Genomic DNA, 21,941 nt, shown 5'->3' with positions numbered 1-21,941 from the left:
TCACCGTATATCCGGTAACAGAGCAATGTATCTAGTTCATTTCCCGCTCAGCAACCTCCCTGATCCTCCTGATGATCGAAGCCAGCCCATCAGCCCTTGCAGGCGAAAGATTGGACTTCAGGCCTATCTCGTCTATGAAATACAAATCAAGATCCAGGATCTCCTGGGGAGGGCGGTTGTTCACAACCTTGAGTAAAAGTGAGATGATGCCTTTTGTTATCATGGCCTCGCTATCGAGATCGATTATAAGCCTGCCGTTCTCCCTGTAAGTCCTGATCCAGACCTTGGACTGGCATCCGCTTATGGAGTTCTCCTCGGTCCTGAACTCTTTATCCATGGGCTCAAGCTCTTTTGCATATGAGATCAGCAGGCCGTATTTGTCAAGCCATTCGAGGCCGTCGAACTGTCCTATGATCTCATCCTGAACAGCATCTCTCATGCGTACATCATCCTTACTTTTTCTATGCCTTCTAGCAGCCTGTCGGCATCCTCTTTCGTGTTATACAACGCAAAACTGGCTCTCACCGTGCCTTCAGTTCCGAGGGTTCTCATCAACGGCTGGGCGCAGTGGTGTCCGGTCCTCACGGCAATTCCCATTTTGTCCAGTATCAGTCCCGTGTCGTAGTGATGGATTCCGTCAAGGTTGAACGAGATTGAACCGCACATCTCTTTGGTGTTCCCGTAAACCGTCACACCGTCGGTTTCCAGCAGCTTATTCCTTGCGTAGGAATACACCTCATGCTCGTGCTCTCTGATCTTATCCATGCCGATGTCCTGCATGTAATCGATTGCTGCAGCGATACTTATTGCCCCTGCAATGTGCGGCGTGCCTGCCTCGTACCTTAATGGAGGTTTCAGGTAGGTTGTCTCTTCAAGTGTCACCCTGTCGACCATGCCCCCACCGCCTCTTGCAGGCAGGATATCACCGAAGCGCTCGCTCGTGTAAAGCACGCCTACCCCGGTAGCTGCATACATCTTGTGACCCGAAGCTGCAAGGAAGTCACAGCCGATATCCTGCACATCTATCGGCATATGCTGGATGGACTGGGCCGCATCCACAAGGACAGGGATATCGTGTTCCTTTGCGATCTCGACTACCTCTTTGATCGGATTGACAGAGCCAAGAACATTCGATGCATGGGATATGGCTATCAGTTTGGTTTTATCCGTAATCTCTATGGAATCCGGCAACAGATTGCAACCTTCATCCATTGGGATCTCCCTGAGTGTTGCTCCTGCAAGCTGCCACGGCACGATATTCGAGTGATGCTCCACACCTGATACCAATACCTCGTTACCCTTCAAGATAGATTTAAGCGAGCATGCAACCTGGTTTATCGAATCGGTCGTCCCGGCGGTGAATGTCACCTCTCCCGGCTCACCGGCTCCGATGAAATTGCTTACCTCTTCCCTCGATTTCTCGTATTTTTCACTTGAAATTTCGCTCAGGTAATGAACTCCCCTGTGGATATTGCTGTTATCTGAGCTGTAATAGTCGGATATGGTATCTATCACAGAATTCGGTTTCTGGCTGGTTGCTGCGTTGTCGAGATATACCAGCCGTTTCCCGTAAACCTCCTTTTCAAGTATCGGGAAATCTTTCCTGAAATCACTCATCGTTTCACCATCTCCGCAAGAGAGAACCATTTCCTATCATCAGTATACACATTTTCCAGGGAAAGCCCTGCGGCGTTTGCCATCTTCCTGATATGGCCCACAGTATACTTATGAGAGTTTTCCGTGTGGATGGTCTCACCTTTCTTGAAGATGAATCTCTCATTCAGCAGGGGACTTCTAACTTCCAGATCCCTTTTTGCTCTCAGGTGCATCTCGATCCTGGACAGTTCCTTATTAAAAAACGCAACATGCTCGAAGTCATCAGGATCGAAATCCGTTCCTAGATGACTGTTTGTGACTCTCAGTATGTTCCTGTTGAACTCTGCGGTGATTCCCTGACTGTCGTTGTAGGCTTTCTCGATTACATCGACGTCTTTCACCATATCCATTCCAAGGAGAAGCCTGTCATTCTTATTCATGATCCTGTTCAGGTTTCTCATAAACTCCATGGCCTTATCTTCTGTCAGATTGCCTATTGTGCTTCCGAAAAAACAGAAAAATCTCTTCCTCTTTCCAGGAATCTTTTCAATATGCTCGAGAAAATCAGCATGAATCCCGTGGACATCCATCTCAGGATATCTTTTTTGGAGGATACCGGCAGATTTCTCTATAGCCTCGCGGGAAACATCAACAGGATAATAAACGACATTTCGGCGAGTTTCTTCCGGAACCTCATCCAAAAACACCGAGATCTTTGAACAGTCCCCGCTTCCAAGCTCTACAATATCACATTCATTAAGCTCTCCGTTCAATGTCCTTGCCGTTGATCTGAGCAGAGGGATTTCGATCTTCGGAGGATAATATTCCTCAAGTTGTGTTATCTTCTCAAACAACTCCGACCCTTTATGGTCGTAGAAGAACATACTGGGAAGGGTCTTTGGATTTGATTTCAGACAGGATACCAGTTTTTCTCTGATCGAAGTTTCTCCGACCTCCGGCATGAAATCTTCTATAATCATTCTTCCGGCTCACCCGTTTCAAATGGAAGATCATTATTGCTCCACTCAAACCATCCGCCATCAAATACTGCGGATCTATCCCAGCCCATAAGCCATGCGTTAAAGAAGGCTTCACTACCTCTCCAGCCGGTTCCGCAGTAGAACGCATTGCGCTTATCAGGTGTGATTCCGATCTTTTTCCAATTTTGCGCAACCTCCCCATACTCGCGCATGGTATGGTCCAGGCTCCTGTAGTTTTCCATGTGATAGGCATCCGAACCGCAGTCTCCGAAAAGCGCTCCGGGGATGCGGCCTTTTTTCTCGATATAATTGTAACCGCTCACCTCTCCTATGTACTCTCTCCAACTTCTGACGCAAACAAGGTTCTTGTCAGAGGCTTCGAGAATCTCCCTGGCCTCCTCCAGATCGACTGCAAGTTCCGGTTTTTGAGGAATGTGTATACCAAAGGATACTTTGCTTTTCTTCGCAGGCTCCTTTGATATCTCATAACCTGCATCGAGCCAGGACTGAAGACCTCCATTGAGTATACGCACATCATTTACACCAGCATAGAGCATGATGAACGCAGCTCTCATCGCACCCAGATGGCCTGCACTGCTTCCCGGGAAAGGGTCCTCGTTCTTAGGATACGAAAATCTTCCGTAGACAATAACCGTGGTGTCATGGGATATACCTGCATTCTCCAGTGCTTCCTTTAATTCTTCAGGAGAGCGACGGTTCCATGTTTCCGTGGATTCGAGGGAATTAGTATCAATGGGTATGGCTCCCGGAATATGCCCTTCATCATAATCAGAAGGGTTCCTGTAGTGCACATGGCAGATCACGAACTTATCGTTGTCATACTCAGGAGCCTTATTCTCACTGATAAGATCATTAAGCCAGTCAGCAGAGACCAGTTGCCTGTACCTTTCAAGCTGCTCCATGGGCAGATCCTCTTCCGCCCATTCGAAAAATGAATTGTAGACAGTTACATCAGGATATCCAGCTTTTTCAAATAGTTCTGCCACTTCCTCGATGTTATCCCTGTTATAACCATAGATCAGCAGGGAATCTTCCGGTATTATCCCCTTGTTTCTGACGATCTCTATCCAGTCAATATAGTGTGACCATTTGTATGGAAGTGATTTTGCACCCTTAATGTGTCCCCCGTTTGCTTCTCCACTCTCTTTCCATCCGTTGTAGGCGTCAACGGACCTGATATCTATTACCTTATATCTATGCAAGTTATCAGATAATTCATCAGTAGTAATTTCTTTCATACACTACTACTTTGGTCTATTGCTATATATGCTATTCAGTGTTTAATGACACTGAAATCATAATTAGAATAGTATATTTTCCTCGACACAACTGTTGGAAAGCATCCATTGAAAGTAGAAGCGGAATAAGAACTGAAAGATCAAGGCTGCACCTAATCGATTATGACGTATATGACTTGTAGCATCTGATTAAAAAAATAAGAATTGGAAATTAATTACTCACTTTCCAGACGAACCACTGTGAAGTTATCCATTTCCTCCAGTTCTTTTACAAGGGGATGTTCGAACCTCTCCTGCATAATAAAAGTAAACTCTGCTTCGGGATTCAGTTCGGCAAGTCTGATGGTGTTCATATAAGCCTGCTCAAGAGACTCATAGTCAGGTGTCCTTAGTACTTCAGCATTCAGAGGATAGATTTCCGCAAGTTCCTGCGGATAGGCACCGAAAGGTGGTTTGAACATCAGCACATTATCATACTGGTTATCAGTTTTACCGGAATTTGCCCTTATAAGAGCAGAGCCTTTTATTGTGAACCTGTCCAGCTGTTTTCCAAAACGCAGCAGTTCAGGACGTTTTGCAGACTCCGGACCACAGTAGAAGAAGGTGGACTTGGATGCCGGATCCACTTCCTCGAGCCAAGAGGAGTATTTGTAAAGTTGTTTTAGGGCTTCGAGCATACGCGGGTGGGAGCGGCAGCGCTGCTCCACAAGTTCCAGCAGATTGCCTTCCCAGATAGCCTGCCTGACCTCACGAACTTCCTCGAAAGTGACATAGAGATTATGCCTTGCCAGCAGTTCTGTACAGTTAGGGGCCTTTTTCAACTCATCTGCCGAATGGCTCATGCATACCGGACATGAACAGGGCAGGTACTTCAGACCGTCAACGTGATATGTGCCCCTTGAAGTGATGTAGCGCCTGTCCTTTGCATACAGTGCATATGCTGCCGAGTCAAATAGATCGCAACCCATAGCAACTGCCAGTGCGAACATCATGGGATGACCTGCGCCAAATAAGTGTACAGGGGCTGTAGGATCAAGTCCCTTCTTGGAAGCTGCTATTACATCTACCAGATCAGCGTAGCGATAGGATTCCATAAGAGGAACAACAGCTCCGAACGGATACACATCGAAGCCTATTTCTGAGAGGGTTCTTGCACTTCTTTCCCTGAGTTCAGCATACCGGGAGCCCTGCACCGGACCTGCAAGAAGCATGCCATCACCTTTCACCATCTCACGCGCTTCCTTGAGACGATCGATCGTAATCTCAAGCTCTTCTTCTGCACGCCTGAAATGTACATCAGGAGGTGTAGGAATATCAAGAGGAACGCCGATATCCGTACCTATCTTCTGCTGGAAGTCGATGATCATCTCATTCGTGACCTCGACCTCGCCGTAGACTGACAGCTGAAAAGAACCAGAATCGGTCATGATGGGACCGTCATAGTCCAGAAGGGCATGCAACCCGTCCTTGAGTGCTTTTTCACGCAGCTCGTCCTTACGATAGATGATGTATGAGTTAGTAATGAGTATCTCTGCTCCGAAATCCTTCATCTCTGACGGTTTTATGGTCTGGAGATTGGGATTGATGACAGGCATAACAGTGGGCGTTTCCACTACACCATGCGGTGTTTTCAGCCTGCCGATACGACCTGCGGCATCTTTATGAATAATATCGAATCGTGATGACATGTAGGGGGTAGATAATGGTGAAGATATATGTAACTTCCTTTAAACAAAAACAATTAAGCTCATATGAGAATGGAAAGAAACGATTATGAATCACTACTACATAAACTTAATACAAAGAAAAGCTTTAGGAATAAGGAAGGGCTAATCCCCGCCTTTTCAAAGGTGGGATACAGCCCGTCAACTTTGCATAGAAGCATTAAAATATATGCAACACATTTGAAAATTGGAGATAATTTTGAATAAAGTGTTTCGTTACCGTATCTATCCTACAAAAGCTCAGAAATCAACTCTTGCTGACACACTTGAGCTTTGCAGATGGGCATATAATGAAACGCTGGCACTACGGAAGAATGCATGGGAGTTCGAACAGGAGAACATCGGGTACTTTGAGTCCAAGAAGATGCTCCCTGGCTGGAAAGTGATCAAACCTGAACTCAGGAATGTACACTCTCAGGTCTTACAGGATGTAGTGCAGCGAGTGGACCTTGCTTTTCAGGCATTCTTCAGACGATGTAAGAACGGAGAGAACCCGGGTTATCCCAGGTTCAAGGGTAAGAACAGATATGACAGTATCACTTATACTCAGTCTGGTTTTGAACTGCAGGATAACAAACTATGGTTGTCAAAGATAGGCGAGATCAAGGTAAAACTGCATAGGCCTATTGTCGGAAGTATCAAGAGACTTACTATTCGAAAAAATTCTACAGGAAAATGGTTTGTATCTTTCCTTGTCGATATTGATAATCAAGAAACAATACCACTAACAGGACAATCTGTGGGAGTGGACGTAGGAATTAAAAGTTTTCTGACATTATCAAATGGTCAGGATATCCCAAATCCCAGATTCTTTGTAAGCGAAGAAAAGCACCTGGCAAAAGCACAACGAAGATTGTCAAAGGCCGTCAAAGGTTCACCTGAATGGAAGAAAGCACTCAAAATAGTCGGACATATTCATGAAAGGATTGCCAATAAACGACAGGATTTTGTTCAAAAAGTAAGTCTGGAACTTGTCAGAGCATATGACCTGATAGTTTTTGAAGATTTAAACGTCAAGGCAATGATCAAAAACCATTGCCTTGCAAAGCACATTGCAGATGTTTCATGGAATAAACTGATAAGTATCACTACTTACAAGGCAGAATGGGCCGGTAAGGATGTAGAGCTTGTCGAACCAAGCAACACTTCGCAAATGTGTTCTGGTTGTGGTCAGATAGTCCGAAAAAACCTTTCTGAAAGAACACACAGTTGTCCTTTCTGCAGTCTTGTTCTGAGCAGAGACCACAATGCTGCCATTAATATACACAGACTGGGGCTACAGTCTGTAGCACAAAAAGCTTAGATGCCCTCTACTTCAGTGGAGGGAGTAGTCACACAAGCATAACAGATTAAATAGCATACAAAGATAATTTTCTGTAAAACCCAAAACAAATAATATCTAATATTGTTGAGCATCATGGTTCAAATCACATGGATCTTCATTTTTTTATGTCTGGCGCAATCAGCTATCTTTTCAGGGCTGACCATCGGCCTTTTCGGTCTGAGTCCCCTGAGGCTTGAGATCGAATCGGAGTTGAAAAATCCCTATGCTTTGAAGGTCATGGGTCTTCGCAAGGATGCGAATTACCTGCTTGCCACACTGCTATGGGGAAATGTTGCGGTAAACACTTTACTTGCACTGCTGACCGACACTGTGATGACAGGTGTTGCAGCTTTCTTCTTTTCAACAGTGGGAATTGCAACATTCGGAGAGCTGTTGCCTCAGGCTTACTTCTCACGCAATGCACTGAAAATGGGAGCCTTTCTTTCACCCCTGGTAAGATTCTACGGAATAATACTTTATCCTGTAGCAAAGCCCTCGGCTATTGCTCTTGACCTTTTGCTGGGAAAAGAAAAGGTTGAGTACTTTAAGGAAAAGGCATTCCGTACGATGATATCAAAACACGTGGCAACATCCCTTTCGGACATTGACCGGTTTGAGGGTAGAGGAGCCCTGAATTTCCTTTCCATCGATGATCTTGCCATCAAGAAAGAAGGTTCACTGATCCATCCGCAGAGTATAATTCAATTGCCTTTTGAGAACAACCGCCCTGTATTCCCTGAAATCACAAGGGACCCCGGGGACGAGCTACTCAAAAATATCGCGGCATCCGGAAAGAAATGGATCATCGTAGTGAATGAGAATGATGAGCCAAAGACGGCCATTGACTCGGATGGCTTCCTGAGGGGTGCGCTCAGGATCGATAAGGGCTTTGATCCTTACAGATACTGCCACCATCCGATTGTCGTGTCAGATCCTAATGAGAAGATAGGTAGTGTCATCAATCGCCTCAAGGTCTATCCTATGGACCTGGAAGATGATGTTATTGACGAGGACCTGATACTCTACTGGAACAGGGACGATCCGGAAAAAAAGATCATTACCGGATCGGATATCCTCGGAAGATTGCTCAGAGGACTGGTCATAAGAGTTGAATGAAATGGGTTTGTGCTTAAATGAATCTTTGTTACATCAGTTCCCAGAAACATTCAACAGACCTGCAAGTTCAAGTCCTTCGCTGCCAATTTCAGATAGCTGCTTGAATGCATCCGCTTTAGAGATGTACTTCTCGGTTCTCGTATCATCAGGACGCTCAATTTTAATAGTGATCTCATCCTTATTGTATCCTTTAGCAATACATTCATCAACCAAAATGCCATAGTTTGCAGCGATCAATTTAAGACAATCTATCACCAGGTTCTCCGAGATGGCATCATTTCCATCTATGAACACATGTGTGAGAACGCGAGACTGAACAGCCACAGAAAAGTACTGTTCCATATTCCTTATTAGTGCTTTAACTGCTTCTTCATCAATTGATTTTACCAGATCCTCATCAGTAGTTACATCCTGGTCATTATAGAATATAATAAAAGTATTATCATCTGCAACGATCTTGAAAATATGTTCTGATTTACCATCCCTTAGAACCGCTTCAAGGTGTTCGTCCCCATCGTATTCAACTGATGTAATCAAATAATCGGAGAGACCCATATCCTTCACTTTATTCTCACGATGCAGCAAACCACTAGGTGTCCAAACAGGTAATGAGAAATCCTTATACAGATCATCTACTTTAAGCTCATTGATATTGAACTCAAGTTCAAACCAGTACTCCATTTTTCCAGCAAAAGAAATCTGTTTTCCACTTAACTTTTGATTATCCTGCGACATGGAATAGGTATCTCTTGAGCCATATATACTATCCTCAAAGAAGGGATTCATAATTGAGAGCATCCTGGAGTTCAATTCTCCTATGCGATAAGCAGCAGTTTTCAAGTTTTCTTCATGCTGCTTTTCCAATTCCATTTTCTTCTTCGAAGCTATCGACCCGATGGATGAGATTATTTCATCAACAATTCCTGTGGGACTTAAAGACTCATTGCTACTGGATACGTCCATTAAAAAGACATTCAGGTTTTTTTCTAATTCTTCTATTTCCTGGACCTGTCTTTCTAGCAATACTGTGTTCTTTTTATTAGTTTCATTGAGATCTTTTGCTTCTGCTTCAAGAAGGATTAGTTCTTTTGATATTTTTATGAACTCATGAAGATCATTTATGAAATCTCGCTGATATGGCAACTCCGTTGAATCCTGAAAAGTATACTTCATCACATGAACCCCCATTAATAGTGAGTCATTCTGGAATAAAATACTGTTGTATAAACTAAGAATGATGTCTTACAAAAAGAAGAAGTTCATTCAAGAACCAGAGTATCATCTCAATAGCAGAGATTAATCTCAGCATTGTAAAAGTCAGTAGAAAAAGTAGGTTTAAGTTAGAGTAAATGTAAGTGAGCCAGCAGCGATTCGTAGTTCCCAAAGACTCTCGTACTTCAGTACAGTACGAAACGCTGGCAGGCTTATCTTCTGTGTTCGGGATGGGTACAGGAGTTGCCCTGCCGCTATGGCCGCCAGACTCACTTACATATGATGAAGGTAAAGCCAAGGTCCGGATTCGAACCGGAATGAAATCGCTCTGCAGGCGATTGCGTAGCCGCTCCGCCACCTTGGCGTTAAGAGCGATAATTCATTGTAGCCAGTATCTTAAATACTTTACCTTTTAGATCAAGATAATCACATACACATATCAGATTTCGCCTGGACAAAGTAAGGTAGATAGGCACGGATGGTTAGTAGCCGCGGACTGAACACCTCGTTGCCTTGGTGCTTACATCCCGACCCTATCAAACCGATCTTCTATCGGAACCCTTAATGCAGTCTCTTTTCAGGTCAGATTTCGAGCTTAGATGCATTCAGCTCTTATTCCTTAGCGCGTAGCTGCTCGGCTATGCCTTGTCAGACAACCGATACACCAGTGGCGCCGCTACCCTGTTCCTCTCGTACTAAAGGTAGCTTACCCTCAGACCACGTACACCTCTAGTAGATAGTAACCGACCTGTCTCACGACGGTCTAAACCCAGCTCACGATCTCCTTTAATAGGCGAACAACCTCACCCTTGGCCGCTGCTGCACGGCCAGGATGGAAAGAACCGACATCGAAGTAGCAAGCTGCCGGGTCGATATGTGCTCTTGCCGGCAACAACTCAATTATCCCCGAGGTAACTTTTCTGTCATTTTTGGCCCGCACCAAGCGGGACACAAAAGTTCGCTAGAACCGACTTTCGTCTCGTCATCCACTGCTATGCTGAATAACGTCAGGCTGACTTATGCTCTTGCACTCTTCAGTAGGTTTCCGACCCACTTGAGTCAACCATTGTGCGCCCTTGATATCTTTTCAAGGGCGTCCCGCCCCAGGCAAACTGCCCACCTATCGGGGTCCTCCTCGCGGAGTTAGAATCGTAATCTCAGAAGGGTAGTGTCCCATTGGTGGCTCCATCGATGCTGGCGCACCGACTTCGACGCCTCCTACCTACACTGTACATCCGAGATCACAACCCAGCGACAGGCTGCAGTAAAGCTCTACGGGGTCTTCACTTCCCCCTAGAGGTCTCTAGACTGTGCACTAGAAAGTAAGCTTCACCGGACTCTGGCTAGGGACAGTAGAGCTCTCATTGATCCATTCATGCGAGTCGCCAATTAAGCGACAAGGTACTACGCTACCTTAAGAGGGTCATAGTTACCCCCGCTGTTTACAGGCCCTTCGTCCCATTGTACTGGGTGTTCAGGTACCTGCACTGAGCAGGATTCAGAGATCGTACTAGCCTTTTCAGGTTTGCGATCTCCTATGTTGGTATTAGACAGTTAGAGCTCTCTTGTCACTGCGACCTGCTGTCTACACAGCAGGCACTCCTTCTCCCGAAGTTACGGAGCTAATTTGCCGAATTCCCTTAGCCAAAATATTCCGACACGCCTAAGCCTTTTCAGCTAGGGGCACCTGTGTCAGTTCTCGGTACGGACATCTGACTCCCTTTTCACGGGTTCCCGGGTGCAGCCAACTTTCGCCATAACATATTCGTCTGCTTCTCGCCATTACGGCTCTCCACAGAGTTCGATGCTTAGACGGCGCGACAACGCCGCTTGGCCTGCCCAAAAACGTCAGTTTATTGCCAGATGGTACAGGAATATTAACCTGTTTCCCTTTTGATGTACTCGAATTACGGTACAACTTAGGACCGACTAACCCTCGGCTGACGATCATTGCCGAGGAAACCTAGCCCCTTCGGCGGATAGGATTCTCACCTATCTATGCTGTTACTATTACCAGGATTTTCGTTTCCGCACGGTCCACAGGACTTCACAGCCCTGCTTCTGCCCGAGCGCAACGCCTTCCTACAAGATCACCTTTACGGTGCTCCGTGGTATCGGTGGTCGACTTGAGCCCCGTCCATTTTCGGGGCCCTAAACCTCGACTGGTGGGCTGTTACGCACTCTTTAAAGGGTAGCTGCTTCTAAGCTAACCTTCCAGCTGTCTAGGGCTTAGGACACCCTTTAGTATTAACACTTAGTCGACACTTTGGGACCTTAACCACGGGCTGGGTTGTCTCCCTTACGGACTACAAGCTTACCCCAGTAGCCCGGACTCCGACCTTCTAAGACGACGGTGGTTTTGGAGTTTGGCAGGAGAGTGAGGGATTTCTCCCCCAGGATCTCCAATCAGTGCTCTACTCCACCGACTATCTCCAGTCAGGTCATGCTACGACATGTTTCGGAAGGAACCAGCTGATGCCGGGTTTGATTAGCCTTTCACTCCAAGACGCAGGTCACACGAATGATTTGCAGATCAATACCGCTTGCGGTCCTCCACGTAGCTTTCGCCACGCTTCAACCTGCCCACGCCTAGATCACCCGGCTTCGGGTCGTATCACAATGACTCCACGCACTTGTATACGTCGCTCCTCACCACAAGGGTTGCGAGCATGTTGCTTTCGCTTCGGCTTCCTAATTTAAAAGTTAGCCTTCGCCATTCTAATACACTCCCTGGCCCGTTCTTCAAAACGTAAGATATGACATCGGCAATGATACTCGTACAGCAGCCTCGCGACTGTTTCCTTCGTATCACAGATCCTTTCATGCCATATCGCTCCATCGCCTCCAGGTTTCAGGCACTTTTAACCTCCCTTTTTGGGGTACTTTTCAGTTTTCGGTCACCCTACTAGTTCGCTATCGGTCTCAAGATGTATTTAGTTTTGGAAGTTGGTGCCTCCCAAATTCGCGCGGGAATTCCGACCCACGCTACTCAGGACAAAATCCAGATCCTTTGATCAATACCTACGTGACTTTCACACTCTTTGGTTTCACGTTCCAGAGAAATTCGGTTATGATCAAGTGGGATCTTTAGAAAAAGCCTATAACACCACATCTCCCGTCCGTTACCGGCGGGATTCAGTTTGAACTATACCGTGTTCATTCGCCATTACTAGCGGCATCTCTTCGATTTCTTTTCCTGCCCCTACTAAGATGTTTCAGTTCGGGGCGTTCCCGATCATTGCTGATCGATGCGCAAAACGCATCAGGAAGACCCATTAGGAGATCCCAGGTTCATCGGTTCCATGCACCTACCCTGGGCATATCGCAGCTTGGCACGTCCCTCGTCAGCACTTGAGCCGAGCCATCCACCTGAAGGCATAATTACCAGAGTCCACCTCACTTTATCCAGTGAGCGTCTGATATATGCATGCTTATAATGATCTCATTGTGTTCGACATTGGGGATGTGAACACTTCATCCTTCCCTGGCAAAATTACTTGCCTGGTGCACTAATAATTAAATGGACTTGCTGGGATTCGAACCCAGGGCCTTCGCCTTGCAAAGGCGACGATCTTCCAACTGATCTACAAGCCCTTGAGCGTCCCGCTTGTGTATTGGATCTGGCAGTTTATCGATTTCTGACCGGTAAGTGGTGATCGGCTTTGTGCCGATCTGCTTAGGAGGTGATCCAGCCGCAGATTCCCCTACGGCTACCTTGTTACGACTTAACCCCCCTTGCGAAATTTAGGTTCGAACACGACACAAAGTTCGTGCCCTCACCCATACCTCACTCGGGTGGTTTGACGGGCGGTGTGTGCAAGGAGCAGGGACGTATTCACCGCGCTATATTGAAACGCGATTACTACGGATTCCAGCTTCACGAGGGCGAGTTGCAGCCCTCGATCCGAACTACGGCCGGGTTTATGAGATTACCAACCCCTTTCGGGGTAGGAGCCCATTGTCCCGGTCATTGTAGCCCGCGTGTAGCCCTGGAGATTCGGGGCATACTGACCTACCGTAGCCCGCACCTTCCTCTGGTTTAGCACCAGCGGTCCCCACAGAGTACCCATCATCCCGAAGGATATGCTGGCAACAGTGGGCACGGGTCTCGCTCGTTGCCTGACTTAACAGGATGCTTCACAGTACGAACTGACGACGGCCATGCACCTCCTCTCAGCGATTCAGGTAAGACCTTCAGCCTGACCTACATATTGCTGTCGCCCCAGGTGAGTTTTCCGGCGTTGAGTCCAATTAAACCGCAGGCTCCACCCGTTGTAGTGCTCCCCCGCCAATTCCTTTAAGTTTCAGCCTTGCGGCCGTACTTCCCAGGTGGCTCGCTTCACGGCTTCCCTGCGGCACCTGAAACGGTCGCACCATCCCAGACACCTAGCGAGCATCGTTTACGGCTGGGACTACCCGGGTATCTAATCCGGTTCGTGCCCCCAGCTTTCGTCCCTCACCGTCGGACCCGTTCTGGTAAGACGCCTTCGCCACTGGTGGTCCCACAGGGATTACAAGATTTCACTCCTACCCCTGTAGTACCTCTTACCTCTCCCGGTCCCAAGCCTGACAGTATCCCCCGGAAGCCTAACAGTTGAGCTGTCAGATTTCCCGGAAGACTGATCAAACCGGCTACGGACCCTTTAGACCCAATAATAGTGGCTACCACTCGGGCCGCCGGTGTTACCGCGGCGGCTGGCACCGGTCTTGCCCGGCCCTTGCTAACACCTGTGATTTATACAGGTGGACAGCCAACATAATATGCTGGCACTCAGTGTCCCCTTATCGCGGTTTCCCGCATTGTAAAGATTTCGCGCCTGCTGCGCCCCGTAGGGCCTGGATTCATGTCTCAGAATCCATCTCCGGGCTCTTGCTCTCACAACCCGTACCCGTCGTCGGCTAGTAGGTACTTTACACCCACTACTACCTGATAGGCCGCAGATCCATCCTAAGGCGCCGGAACTTTTAACCACAGAACATTCCAGTATCTATGGTTTATCCGGTATTATCCCCAGTTTCCCGGGGTTATGCCGGACCTTAGGGCAGGTTATCCACGTGTTACTGAGCAGTACGCCATGTTCACGAAGAACATTTAACTCGCATGGCTTAATCGAACACTGATAGCAGTAACCTCTGGCAGGATCAACCAGAATTGTTGATCACACACAAATTAATGGAAGTCATTTTAAGGAATCGATTGGAGAATTCTATTTTGAGAGAATTTCCTTTGCACATGTTTGGTTAATTCCTTATTTGTAGTATATTATACACTACCGGTCAGAATTAACCGAACTGCCAAATCCAACGTCAGACAGGAAATAGCTCCTGCCTCCACTTGTTATAAGGCGGTGATTGTAATTGATTCTCGCGCATTACGCGAGGACCCCTAAAAGACCTCGATCATATATAAACCTTCCGACCATCGTGGTCGAAGACTTTGACCGACTTCTTTTTTGAGTCATTTTCGCGCATGTAAGCGCCACATGGCTCAGATGGAAGCAGCCCTACAACAACACACTGATATATAAGACTTTGCATCGTCGATACTGGAGTCAGATCCACAGCAAAAGATACAACAATTTTCTATCAAAAATTATAACTATGTTAGCGGTGATTTTTTATATAATAACTCATAATCGGAACTGATCAATATGAATTCAACTGTCGAACTGAGGGATCGCTTTTTACAGCGATGAACCGCTAATAAACAAACGCAAGACTATTTTTGACACTACACTGCGCGACGGTGAACAAACACCTGGCGTATCTCTTACAAACGAGCAAAAACTCAAAATTGCACGGCAGCTTGATAAACTCGGCGTAGACGTTCTCGAAGCCGGTTTTCCCATATCTTCTCAGGGAGAGAAGCAGAATGTAAGAGCCATTGCCAGCGAAGGTCTCACCCTTGATGTCTGTGGTCTTGCCCGCGTCCTTCCAAAGGATCTGGACGCCTGCATAGATTGTGGAGTGGATATGGTACACACCTTTGTATCAACATCCGATATCCAGAGAATACACACCATCAAGAAGAGCAGAGAAGAAGTCGTCACAATGGCAGTAGACGCTGTTGAACGTATCAAGGAACATGGCGTAAAATGCATGTTCTCTGCAATGGATGCGACAAGAACGGACCTCGACTACCTGACAGAGATCTTCAGGGCCGTTGAAGGAGCAGGATGTGACATAATCAACGTACCCGACACCGTAGGGGTGATGTCACCGTCCAGAATGTACAACCTTGTCAATAGTATCTATAAGGAAGTGAACATCCCAATTGATGTACACTGCCACAACGACTTCGGAATTGCGGTTGCCAACAGCCTTATGGCCGTGGAGGCAGGTGCCAGTCAGGTACAATGTACTGTTAACGGCATAGGAGAGCGTGCAGGTAATGCAAACCTTGCCCAGGTGGTCATGAGCCTTCATTCCATCTACGGCGCAAAGACCAATATAAACACAGAATACCTGCTTGAAACCTCAAAGATGGTTGAGAACTTCACCGGCATACGCTCACCGCCAAACACTCCTATCGTAGGTGATAACGCATTTGCCCACGAATCAGGCATCCACACACACGGAGTTCTTGAACAATCGGACACCTTCGAACCGGGCATCATGACACCGGAGATGGTAGGCCACAAGCGCCGCATCGTCGTTGGCAAACACGCCGGAAAACATGCCGTTAAGAAATCACTTGATGACATGGGTATCGAAACCACAGAGGAACAACTCGATGAGATACTTGTCAGAATAAAGGACATTGCTAACAAAGGCAAGCGCATATGTGACGCCGACCTTCACGCAGTCGCATCAGCCGTGCTTGGCAGAAACCTTGGCCAGGAAACCATCATACTCAAGGAGTTCTCCGTAATGACAGGAAACCTCACAACACCAACAGCTGTTGTAAGAGCAACCGTGGGTGACGAGGAAGCAGTTGCCTCGAACTTCGGAGTAGGACCCATAGACGCTGCACTTAAAGCAGTGGAAGAGATGATGGGAGGATATACAAAGATAAAAGTACGTGATTTCAGCCTCGAAGCCATAACCGGCGGAAGTGACGCCCTTGCGGAAGTCACCATATCTGTAGAGGATGAGGACGGACGTGTTGTCAGTGCACAGTCAGCAAGTGCTGATATTGCCACGGCTTCCGTGGATGCGCTCATCACTGCCATCAATATACTTCTGGAAAAGAAAAAACTCTGGACCATGCAGTAAGAATCCAGATAATCAGGACCGCAAGCTGCGGCTCCTGGCCTTTTCCCATTAGCTTTTTTTTTTAAAATAAATTCCATGGACCCGAAATAAACAGGTTCATATCTATATAATAAGACATTAACTGACTACACATGACCTACGAAGTTATAGACTCCCATTGTCATCTGGATTTCCCGAAATTCAATAAGGACCGGGAAGAGACCATCGAGAGAGCAAGGGCACATGGCGTGGCAGAGATGATCAACTCCGGAATAGATTATAAAACGAATAAAAATTCCCTTGATCTTGCCAGAAAATATGATTTCATATATGCCACCCTCGGGCTCAGCCCCCAGATGGTACCCGATGCAAATAACGAAAGAATAGATCAGATCCTATCGCAGATAGAGCGCAATATAGGCAAAGCTGCTGGTATCGGGGAAGCTGGACTTGACTTTTACTACTGCAAGGACAATGCGGGAAGAAAAAAACAGGAAGAGGTATTCAGTCAGGTCATCGAGCTTGCGGACAGATACAACAAGACCCTGGTTATACATGGCAGGGACGGCGAGGAGCTGGCACTTGAAATGTGCAGGGACCTTGACAGGGTCGTCTTCCACTGCTATGGCGGCTCCCTTGAGACCATGCGGAAGATCGTTGATGCCGGGCATTATGTGTCAGTACCCACCCTTGTATGTTTCTCGGACCAGCATAGGGAAATAGCCCGGAACCTTCCCCTTGAGAACATGCTCATTGAGACGGACAGCCCGTACCTTTCACCAAGGAAAGGCAGGAACGAACCCCTATTCGTACGTGACTCCGTACCGGTCATAGCCCAATTAAAAGAAGCTGAAGAGACGGACATAGCAATGGCAACAGTACAAAATACCCGCAGGGCATTTGAGCTCTAAAATCATTTTTTACAGGAGAATCAACATGCATGTCAAACATATTATCACCGGACTCTACGATGCCAACTCATACCTGATCAACAAAAAAGTGCTCGTAGATACGGGAATGAACACAAAGGGACTGGTCGAAGAGATAAACAGAAATACGGATATGAAGGATCTTGAACTGATCATACTCACACACTGTCATTACGACCACACTGCATCGGCACAGGAAATAGCACAAATGAGCGGTGCGAAAGTGGCAATTCACAAAGATGATGCGCCCCTTCTTAAAAACGATAACATAAGTGCTGCCGCCATGTTCGGATACAGCGCACCGTCAATTGATGCGGACATGCTACTGGAAGAAGGCGACAGAATACCCGTGGGAGAAGATGAAGAGCTTGAGGTGATCCACACCCCGGGACACACACCCGGTGGCATCTGCCTGTATGAAGCAAGTACAAAGAGCCTCTTTTCAGGGGACACTGTTTTTCCCAACGGAAGCATAGGCCGCACGGATTTTCAGGGCGGCAGTCGCTCACAACTTACAGAATCCATTAACAAAATCATGAAGCTTGATGTCGAAACACTCTATCCCGGACACGGAGAAGTTACCTCGAACGATGTCAACAGGCAGATAGAATTCTCTCTGCGCATGTCAAAAAGCATACTATAAGGATGCATCATGAAAGATAAGAGAAAGAAAAAAAGTGATCAATCAAAGTTTCTTCCCATGAGCCCTGAGGAGGCAAAGGGATGGGATGAGCTAGATATTATTATCGTTACCGGAGATGCCTATGTAGACCACCCCGGCTTTGGGACAAGCATCATAGGAAGGGTACTGGAGGATGCAGGCTATCGGGTAGGAGTCATTGCACAGCCTAACTGGGAGGATGCAGGGGACTTCAAAAAGCTCGGGAAGCCACGCCTTTTCTTTGCAATCAGTGCAGGCAATACCGACTCCATGGTCAGCAACTATACACCATCAAAGAGACTACGCCACGAGGATGCATATTCACCCGGCAATAAAGCAGGACTCAGGCCTAACAGGGCAACTATTGTCTATTCAAACCGCCTGAAGGAAGCTTTTCCTGACGTACCGCAGGTGATAGGAGGTATCGAGGCATCCCTGCGCCGCTTTGCACAGTACGACTACTGGTCTGACAAGGTCCGCCAGTCCATACTTGCGGATGCTCCTGCGGATATACTGGTTTACGGCATGGGAGAGCTCCAGATACGAGAGATCGCGGAAAGGCTGGACAAAGGAACTCCCGTATCGGATATCACCGATATTGACGGGACTGTCTGGAAGATCGATATCAAGAGCTGGAAAGAAAAACATGATGATTACCTCAGGAATCGTGTAGAGATCGCACCATATACGGAAATCTCAAAGAACAAAGAACTCTATGCAGAAACTTTTAAAACCGTGTACCAGGAGCAGGACCACATCCGCGGTCATGATATTATACAGGTACATCCGAAAACCGTGATAGTCCAGAAAAAGCCCATGCGTCCCCTGACAACCGAAGAGATGGACCATGTCTATGAGCTTCCCTTCACACGTGAGGCCCACCCATCCTACAGGGAACCGGTTCCCGCCCTTGACATGGTGAAGTTCTCCATCAATACCCACAGGGGCTGCTTCGGAGCATGTTCATTCTGTGCCATCGCCCTGCACCAGGGACGGATGATACGCAGCCGCAGCATGGAATCCATAATCAGGGAAGCCGAAGGCTTCAGGGACATGAAAGGATTCAAGGGCATCATCAACGGACTTGGAGGGCCGTCTGCCAACATGTATGGCATGGACTGCAAGAACTGGGATGAGAAGGGAGTCTGCAAGGACAAGACATGCATCTATCCCAAGGCCTGTCCCTCACTTGATACCAGCCACAGGAAACTAATCGAACTTATGCGGAGGCTCAGGGAGATTCCCGGCATCTCAAAGGTCTTTGTTGGCTACGGTGTGCGCTATGACCTTGCCCTGCTGGATGAGGAATATATGGAAGAGCTCTGCGCCCACCATGTCAGCGGACAACTGAAGGTCGCACCGGAGCATTATTGCGACAGGGTGACCGATGTCATGAAAAAACCCGACAGGGAAGTGTTCGAGAGATTCGAGCAGAAGTATAAGGAAATAAACAAAAGACTCGGCAAGGACCAGTACCTTGTGGCTTTCCTCATGTCAGGACACCCGGGATGCACACTCGAAGACATGATCGAGACCGCGGAGTACATAAGAGACACAGGAAGATATACAAAACAGGTTCAGGACTTCACACCAACCCCCATGACATCTGCTACCTGTATGTTCCACACGGGGATTGACCCCTTCACGGGAAAGAAGATATACGTGGCCACTTCCCAGAAAGAGAAGAAGATACAGAGAGCCATGCTGCACTACAGGGAGCCCGGTAACTACAACATGGTCTACGAAGGATTGAAGCGCGCCAACAGGCTTGACCTTGTGGGAAACACATGGAACTGTCTGATAAGTCGCAAAAAGAGAAGAAAGAGCGGCTGGTAAGCAGCAATCAATCTATTTATTCTGATGAATGGAATTGAATTATATTATATTCCCCATCAGAATATTTTCCTGCAGGGAATAAAATCGTTAAGTTTTTAAGTACTAATAAGTACATTGTTAATGTACACTTAGTTACGTACATGTGGGAGGTACACATATGATATTTAAATTGGGGTTATTTAGCTTGCTTCTTATCCTTTTCCATGTCAGTTGCGCCATGGGAAGCCCTGTGCTCGAAGTAGATGAGAACATAAGCGAAGATGAGTTCTATTCGGACAATTATACGAATCCTGACAGTCTGGAAGCGCACAGAATTGCCACAACTGCCAGTGATAGTAATCTGTCACAGGTAAAGATCAACGACGAATTCAAACCAAGGGAAACTGTCAGCCCTGACGGTAACTTTTCAGTACATATGAAAGCAGTCTCCACAGGATCGGATATGGGAATTGAGGAATATGTTATAAACAATACCCAGACCGGCCGCGAGACAGTGATACACGGCGTTGCTACCATGGGATATTATGCAGTCGCCTTTTCTCCTGACAGCAAGATGTATGCGGCACCCAAGATAATTTCCTGTGATGATGGCAGGAACTGCCAGTATGTTATTGATATCTCCTCGGCAGAAACCAATGAACTGCTGCACAGGGAGCTGATTCCCTATTATAAGGAAGATACAAAGTATACACCAATGGAATGGGACCGCTCGTCTGTCTACGAGATATACTGGTCTGAGGACGGCTCATCCATTGTCTACGACATCCTCGGAGCTGACATCGATGGTGGCACTTACCCGACCACACTGGTCACAAACAGGCTCAATGTCAACTACACAGAACTCCGTGAGATGAACGGATACGTTGAGCCAACGGCTGAATTTGCTCAGGAGGCCAATAATTCGGAAGAGCCACCAATGTACTATGCACCGCAAGAACAGCAGGAAGAGGATACATCCGCTGATGAGAACGAGGCTGTTGCAGCACCTGGGTTTGGCATATTACCTGCATTTGTGGCCATGGCAATACTTATTGTCGGAAGAAGTTTGAGAAGAAGGTCCCGCTGATAACGGGACCCGATCTTCCAACCGATGGCCTAATAAATAAATTTGTCCTAAAGGATAAAAAGAATGTAGCTTGGTCTGGTAAATGGTACGGCTTCAGTAAAAGCTGTGGCGGAATAAACATTAATGTAAAGACCTTCCAGAATAAGGAAATTAAACTTCTGCCTGTAAAGTATATAACTGTGTTCAAGAATACTTTTAACCAGCTAGCAGGTCTTATTTGTTAGCTTGAACTGTGGGTGTTACCTGATGAAAAAGCAAATTACTGATGTATTGCTTGCATCTGAAAAAAGGAAAAACGTACTTTTATTGTTACAGGAAGGCTCGCAGGAAATGGAAACACTGCTCGAAGAGCTGGATACCAGCAGGACAGCACTGCTTCCCCAGCTCAAGATACTCAGGGAAAACCACCTGATAGCCAAATCAGATGACAGCTATGAATTAACAACCACAGGTAAGCTCATTACCGATGAAATGGAAAAGTTCCTGCGTACTGCAAATATATTCGGCGGAGACCATGCCTATCTTGGTACTCATTACATAGACTTCATACCTGAGGATCTTTTGAAGAAAATTCCCGGACTTGGGAGTTATCAAGTAGAGGACATATCCATAAACGAATTCTTTGATACTGATGAAGAATTTTTTGAAAAAGCAGTAAACTCTCACTATTGGTTCGAGATCACATCTACCCTGCATCCGACATTCCATGATTTCTATGTGGAGATGACGGACTACATAACAGAAGTTGAGATAGTTATTAACAGGGAAGTATATGAGAAACTTAAAAAAGACTATTATGAAGAATTCAAAGAATTGATTGATCTGAAACTTGTTTCATTTTATCTCTATCCTGAAGAACTTGGTTTTATTTCATTCACACTGAGCTCAGAATCAATTAAGTTCAAACTATTGACAAAAGAAGGTAAACCTGATAACCAAAAACTGATATTCTCCGGGCCAAACGTATTTGGATGGGGAAAAGAGCTTTTTGAACATTACAAAAAGAACTCCACACCCATAATAGAAATAGGATAAATGGCCAAA

General features: G+C 46.6%; 15 protein-coding genes, 2 tRNA genes and 3 rRNA genes. 9 read left to right on the top strand and 11 right to left on the bottom strand.

Annotated elements, in window-relative coordinates:
• Positions 1–31: 31 nt before the first annotated feature.
• The 5 genes from HWN40_RS01440 to tgtA form a co-directional block, all read right to left on the bottom strand.
• Positions 32–439: a SufE family protein gene (locus HWN40_RS01440; protein WP_176964088.1), complete on the bottom strand. Its 408-nt coding sequence runs from the start codon at positions 437–439 to the stop codon at positions 32–34.
• Positions 436–1,617 carry an aminotransferase class V-fold PLP-dependent enzyme gene (locus tag HWN40_RS01435; RefSeq protein WP_176964087.1) on the bottom strand — a complete coding sequence of 394 codons (1,182 nt, stop codon included), beginning with the start codon at positions 1,615–1,617 and terminating at the stop codon, positions 436–438. Before HWN40_RS01435 ends, HWN40_RS01440 begins: the two co-directional genes overlap by 4 nt.
• Positions 1,614–2,576 carry an L-histidine N(alpha)-methyltransferase gene (egtD, locus tag HWN40_RS01430; RefSeq protein WP_176964086.1) on the bottom strand — a complete coding sequence of 321 codons (963 nt, stop codon included), beginning with the start codon at positions 2,574–2,576 and terminating at the stop codon, positions 1,614–1,616. Before egtD ends, HWN40_RS01435 begins: the two co-directional genes overlap by 4 nt.
• Positions 2,573–3,835: a rhodanese-like domain-containing protein gene (locus HWN40_RS01425; RefSeq protein ID WP_176964085.1), complete on the bottom strand. Its 1,263-nt coding sequence runs from the start codon at positions 3,833–3,835 to the stop codon at positions 2,573–2,575. The genes egtD and HWN40_RS01425 overlap by 4 nt, the downstream gene beginning before the upstream one ends.
• 215 nt (positions 3,836–4,050) lie before the next feature.
• The gene (tgtA, locus tag HWN40_RS01420; RefSeq protein WP_176964084.1) at positions 4,051–5,523 is read right to left on the bottom strand and encodes a tRNA guanosine(15) transglycosylase TgtA; all 1,473 of its coding nucleotides are present in this window, start codon (positions 5,521–5,523) and stop codon (positions 4,051–4,053) included.
• A 69-nt stretch (positions 5,524–5,592) separates the two neighbouring features.
• Between tgtA and HWN40_RS01415 the strand changes: the two genes are divergently transcribed.
• The 3 genes from HWN40_RS01415 (at position 5,593) to HWN40_RS01405 (ending at position 7,999) form a co-directional block, all read left to right on the top strand.
• Entirely contained in the window at positions 5,593–5,766 is a 174-nt protein-coding gene (locus HWN40_RS01415; protein WP_176964083.1) for a hypothetical protein, read from the top strand.
• A gap of 1 nt (position 5,767) precedes the next feature.
• On the top strand, positions 5,768–6,862 hold the full coding sequence (locus tag HWN40_RS01410) for an RNA-guided endonuclease InsQ/TnpB family protein (protein ID WP_246276009.1): 1,095 nt from the start codon (positions 5,768–5,770) through the stop codon (positions 6,860–6,862).
• A gap of 114 nt (positions 6,863–6,976) precedes the next feature.
• Positions 6,977–7,999 carry a DUF21 domain-containing protein gene (locus tag HWN40_RS01405; RefSeq protein WP_176964081.1) on the top strand — a complete coding sequence of 341 codons (1,023 nt, stop codon included), beginning with the start codon at positions 6,977–6,979 and terminating at the stop codon, positions 7,997–7,999.
• A gap of 33 nt (positions 8,000–8,032) precedes the next feature.
• On the opposite strand, the gene HWN40_RS01400 is transcribed toward HWN40_RS01405, so the two are convergent.
• From HWN40_RS01400 to HWN40_RS01375, 6 genes are all read right to left on the bottom strand, one after another.
• Positions 8,033–9,172, bottom strand: a complete 1,140-nt coding sequence (locus tag HWN40_RS01400) for a hypothetical protein (protein ID WP_176964080.1) — start codon at positions 9,170–9,172, stop codon at positions 8,033–8,035.
• Positions 9,173–9,357: 185 nt separating this feature from the next.
• Positions 9,358–9,479: ribosomal RNA gene (gene rrf, locus HWN40_RS01395) — 5S ribosomal RNA — on the bottom strand.
• 24 nt (positions 9,480–9,503) lie between these two features.
• Positions 9,504–9,575, bottom strand: a tRNA-Cys gene (locus HWN40_RS01390).
• Positions 9,576–9,673: 98 nt separating this feature from the next.
• A 23S ribosomal RNA gene (locus HWN40_RS01385) occupies positions 9,674–12,602 on the bottom strand.
• Positions 12,603–12,732: 130 nt separating this feature from the next.
• A tRNA-Ala gene (locus HWN40_RS01380) sits at positions 12,733–12,805 on the bottom strand.
• An 84-nt stretch (positions 12,806–12,889) separates the two neighbouring features.
• Positions 12,890–14,364 (bottom strand): 16S ribosomal RNA (locus tag HWN40_RS01375).
• Together the 16S, 23S and 5S rRNA genes with 2 tRNA genes alongside form the textbook arrangement of a ribosomal RNA operon.
• A 523-nt stretch (positions 14,365–14,887) precedes the next feature.
• Here HWN40_RS01375 and HWN40_RS01370 point away from each other — a divergent pair.
• The 6 genes from HWN40_RS01370 to HWN40_RS01345 all read left to right on the top strand — a co-directional run bounded on the left by HWN40_RS01370 (position 14,888) and on the right by HWN40_RS01345 (position 21,932).
• Positions 14,888–16,426 carry a 2-isopropylmalate synthase gene (locus HWN40_RS01370; RefSeq protein ID WP_425487369.1) on the top strand — a complete coding sequence of 513 codons (1,539 nt, stop codon included), beginning with the start codon at positions 14,888–14,890 and terminating at the stop codon, positions 16,424–16,426.
• Positions 16,427–16,557: 131 nt separating this feature from the next.
• Entirely contained in the window at positions 16,558–17,316 is a 759-nt protein-coding gene (locus HWN40_RS01365) for a TatD family hydrolase (protein ID WP_176964079.1), read from the top strand.
• A 25-nt stretch (positions 17,317–17,341) separates the two neighbouring features.
• A complete protein-coding gene (locus HWN40_RS01360; RefSeq protein ID WP_176964078.1) occupies positions 17,342–17,977 on the top strand; it encodes an MBL fold metallo-hydrolase in 636 nt (211 codons plus the stop codon).
• Positions 17,978–17,986: 9 nt separating this feature from the next.
• Complete coding sequence (locus HWN40_RS01355) at positions 17,987–19,831, top strand: YgiQ family radical SAM protein (RefSeq protein WP_176964077.1); 1,845 nt, start codon at positions 17,987–17,989, stop codon at positions 19,829–19,831.
• Between the two features lie 184 nt (positions 19,832–20,015).
• Positions 20,016–20,897, top strand: coding sequence for a WD40 repeat domain-containing protein (locus HWN40_RS01350; protein WP_176964076.1), 882 nt, complete (start codon positions 20,016–20,018; stop codon positions 20,895–20,897).
• A 246-nt stretch (positions 20,898–21,143) separates the two neighbouring features.
• Positions 21,144–21,932 (top strand): helix-turn-helix transcriptional regulator, encoded by a 789-nt coding sequence (locus tag HWN40_RS01345; RefSeq protein ID WP_176964075.1) that lies wholly within the window; start codon positions 21,144–21,146, stop codon positions 21,930–21,932.
• The last annotated feature ends 9 nt before the right edge of the window (positions 21,933–21,941 follow it).

The sequence above is a fragment of the Methanolobus zinderi genome (assembly GCF_013388255.1).
Classification (GTDB): domain Archaea; phylum Halobacteriota; class Methanosarcinia; order Methanosarcinales; family Methanosarcinaceae; genus Methanolobus; species Methanolobus zinderi.
Note: the sequence above shows the minus strand (reverse complement) of the source record. Positions and strands in the feature narration are given on the sequence as shown.

Coding starts and splice junctions, on each gene's coding strand:
- HWN40_RS01355 (WP_176964077.1), top strand. CDS start 17,987: ATGAAAGATAAGAGAAAGAAAAAAAGTGATCAATCAAAGTTTCTTCCC.
- HWN40_RS01425 (WP_176964085.1), bottom strand. CDS start 3,835: ATGAAAGAAATTACTACTGATGAATTATCTGATAACTTGCATAGATAT.
- egtD (WP_176964086.1), bottom strand. CDS start 2,576: ATGATTATAGAAGATTTCATGCCGGAGGTCGGAGAAACTTCGATCAGA.
- HWN40_RS01435 (WP_176964087.1), bottom strand. CDS start 1,617: ATGAGTGATTTCAGGAAAGATTTCCCGATACTTGAAAAGGAGGTTTAC.
- HWN40_RS01440 (WP_176964088.1), bottom strand. CDS start 439: ATGAGAGATGCTGTTCAGGATGAGATCATAGGACAGTTCGACGGCCTC.
- HWN40_RS01400 (WP_176964080.1), bottom strand. CDS start 9,172: ATGAAGTATACTTTTCAGGATTCAACGGAGTTGCCATATCAGCGAGAT.
- HWN40_RS01365 (WP_176964079.1), top strand. CDS start 16,558: ATGACCTACGAAGTTATAGACTCCCATTGTCATCTGGATTTCCCGAAA.
- HWN40_RS01415 (WP_176964083.1), top strand. CDS start 5,593: ATGGAAAGAAACGATTATGAATCACTACTACATAAACTTAATACAAAG.
- HWN40_RS01345 (WP_176964075.1), top strand. CDS start 21,144: ATGAAAAAGCAAATTACTGATGTATTGCTTGCATCTGAAAAAAGGAAA.
- tgtA (WP_176964084.1), bottom strand. CDS start 5,523: ATGTCATCACGATTCGATATTATTCATAAAGATGCCGCAGGTCGTATC.
- HWN40_RS01405 (WP_176964081.1), top strand. CDS start 6,977: ATGGTTCAAATCACATGGATCTTCATTTTTTTATGTCTGGCGCAATCA.
- HWN40_RS01360 (WP_176964078.1), top strand. CDS start 17,342: ATGCATGTCAAACATATTATCACCGGACTCTACGATGCCAACTCATAC.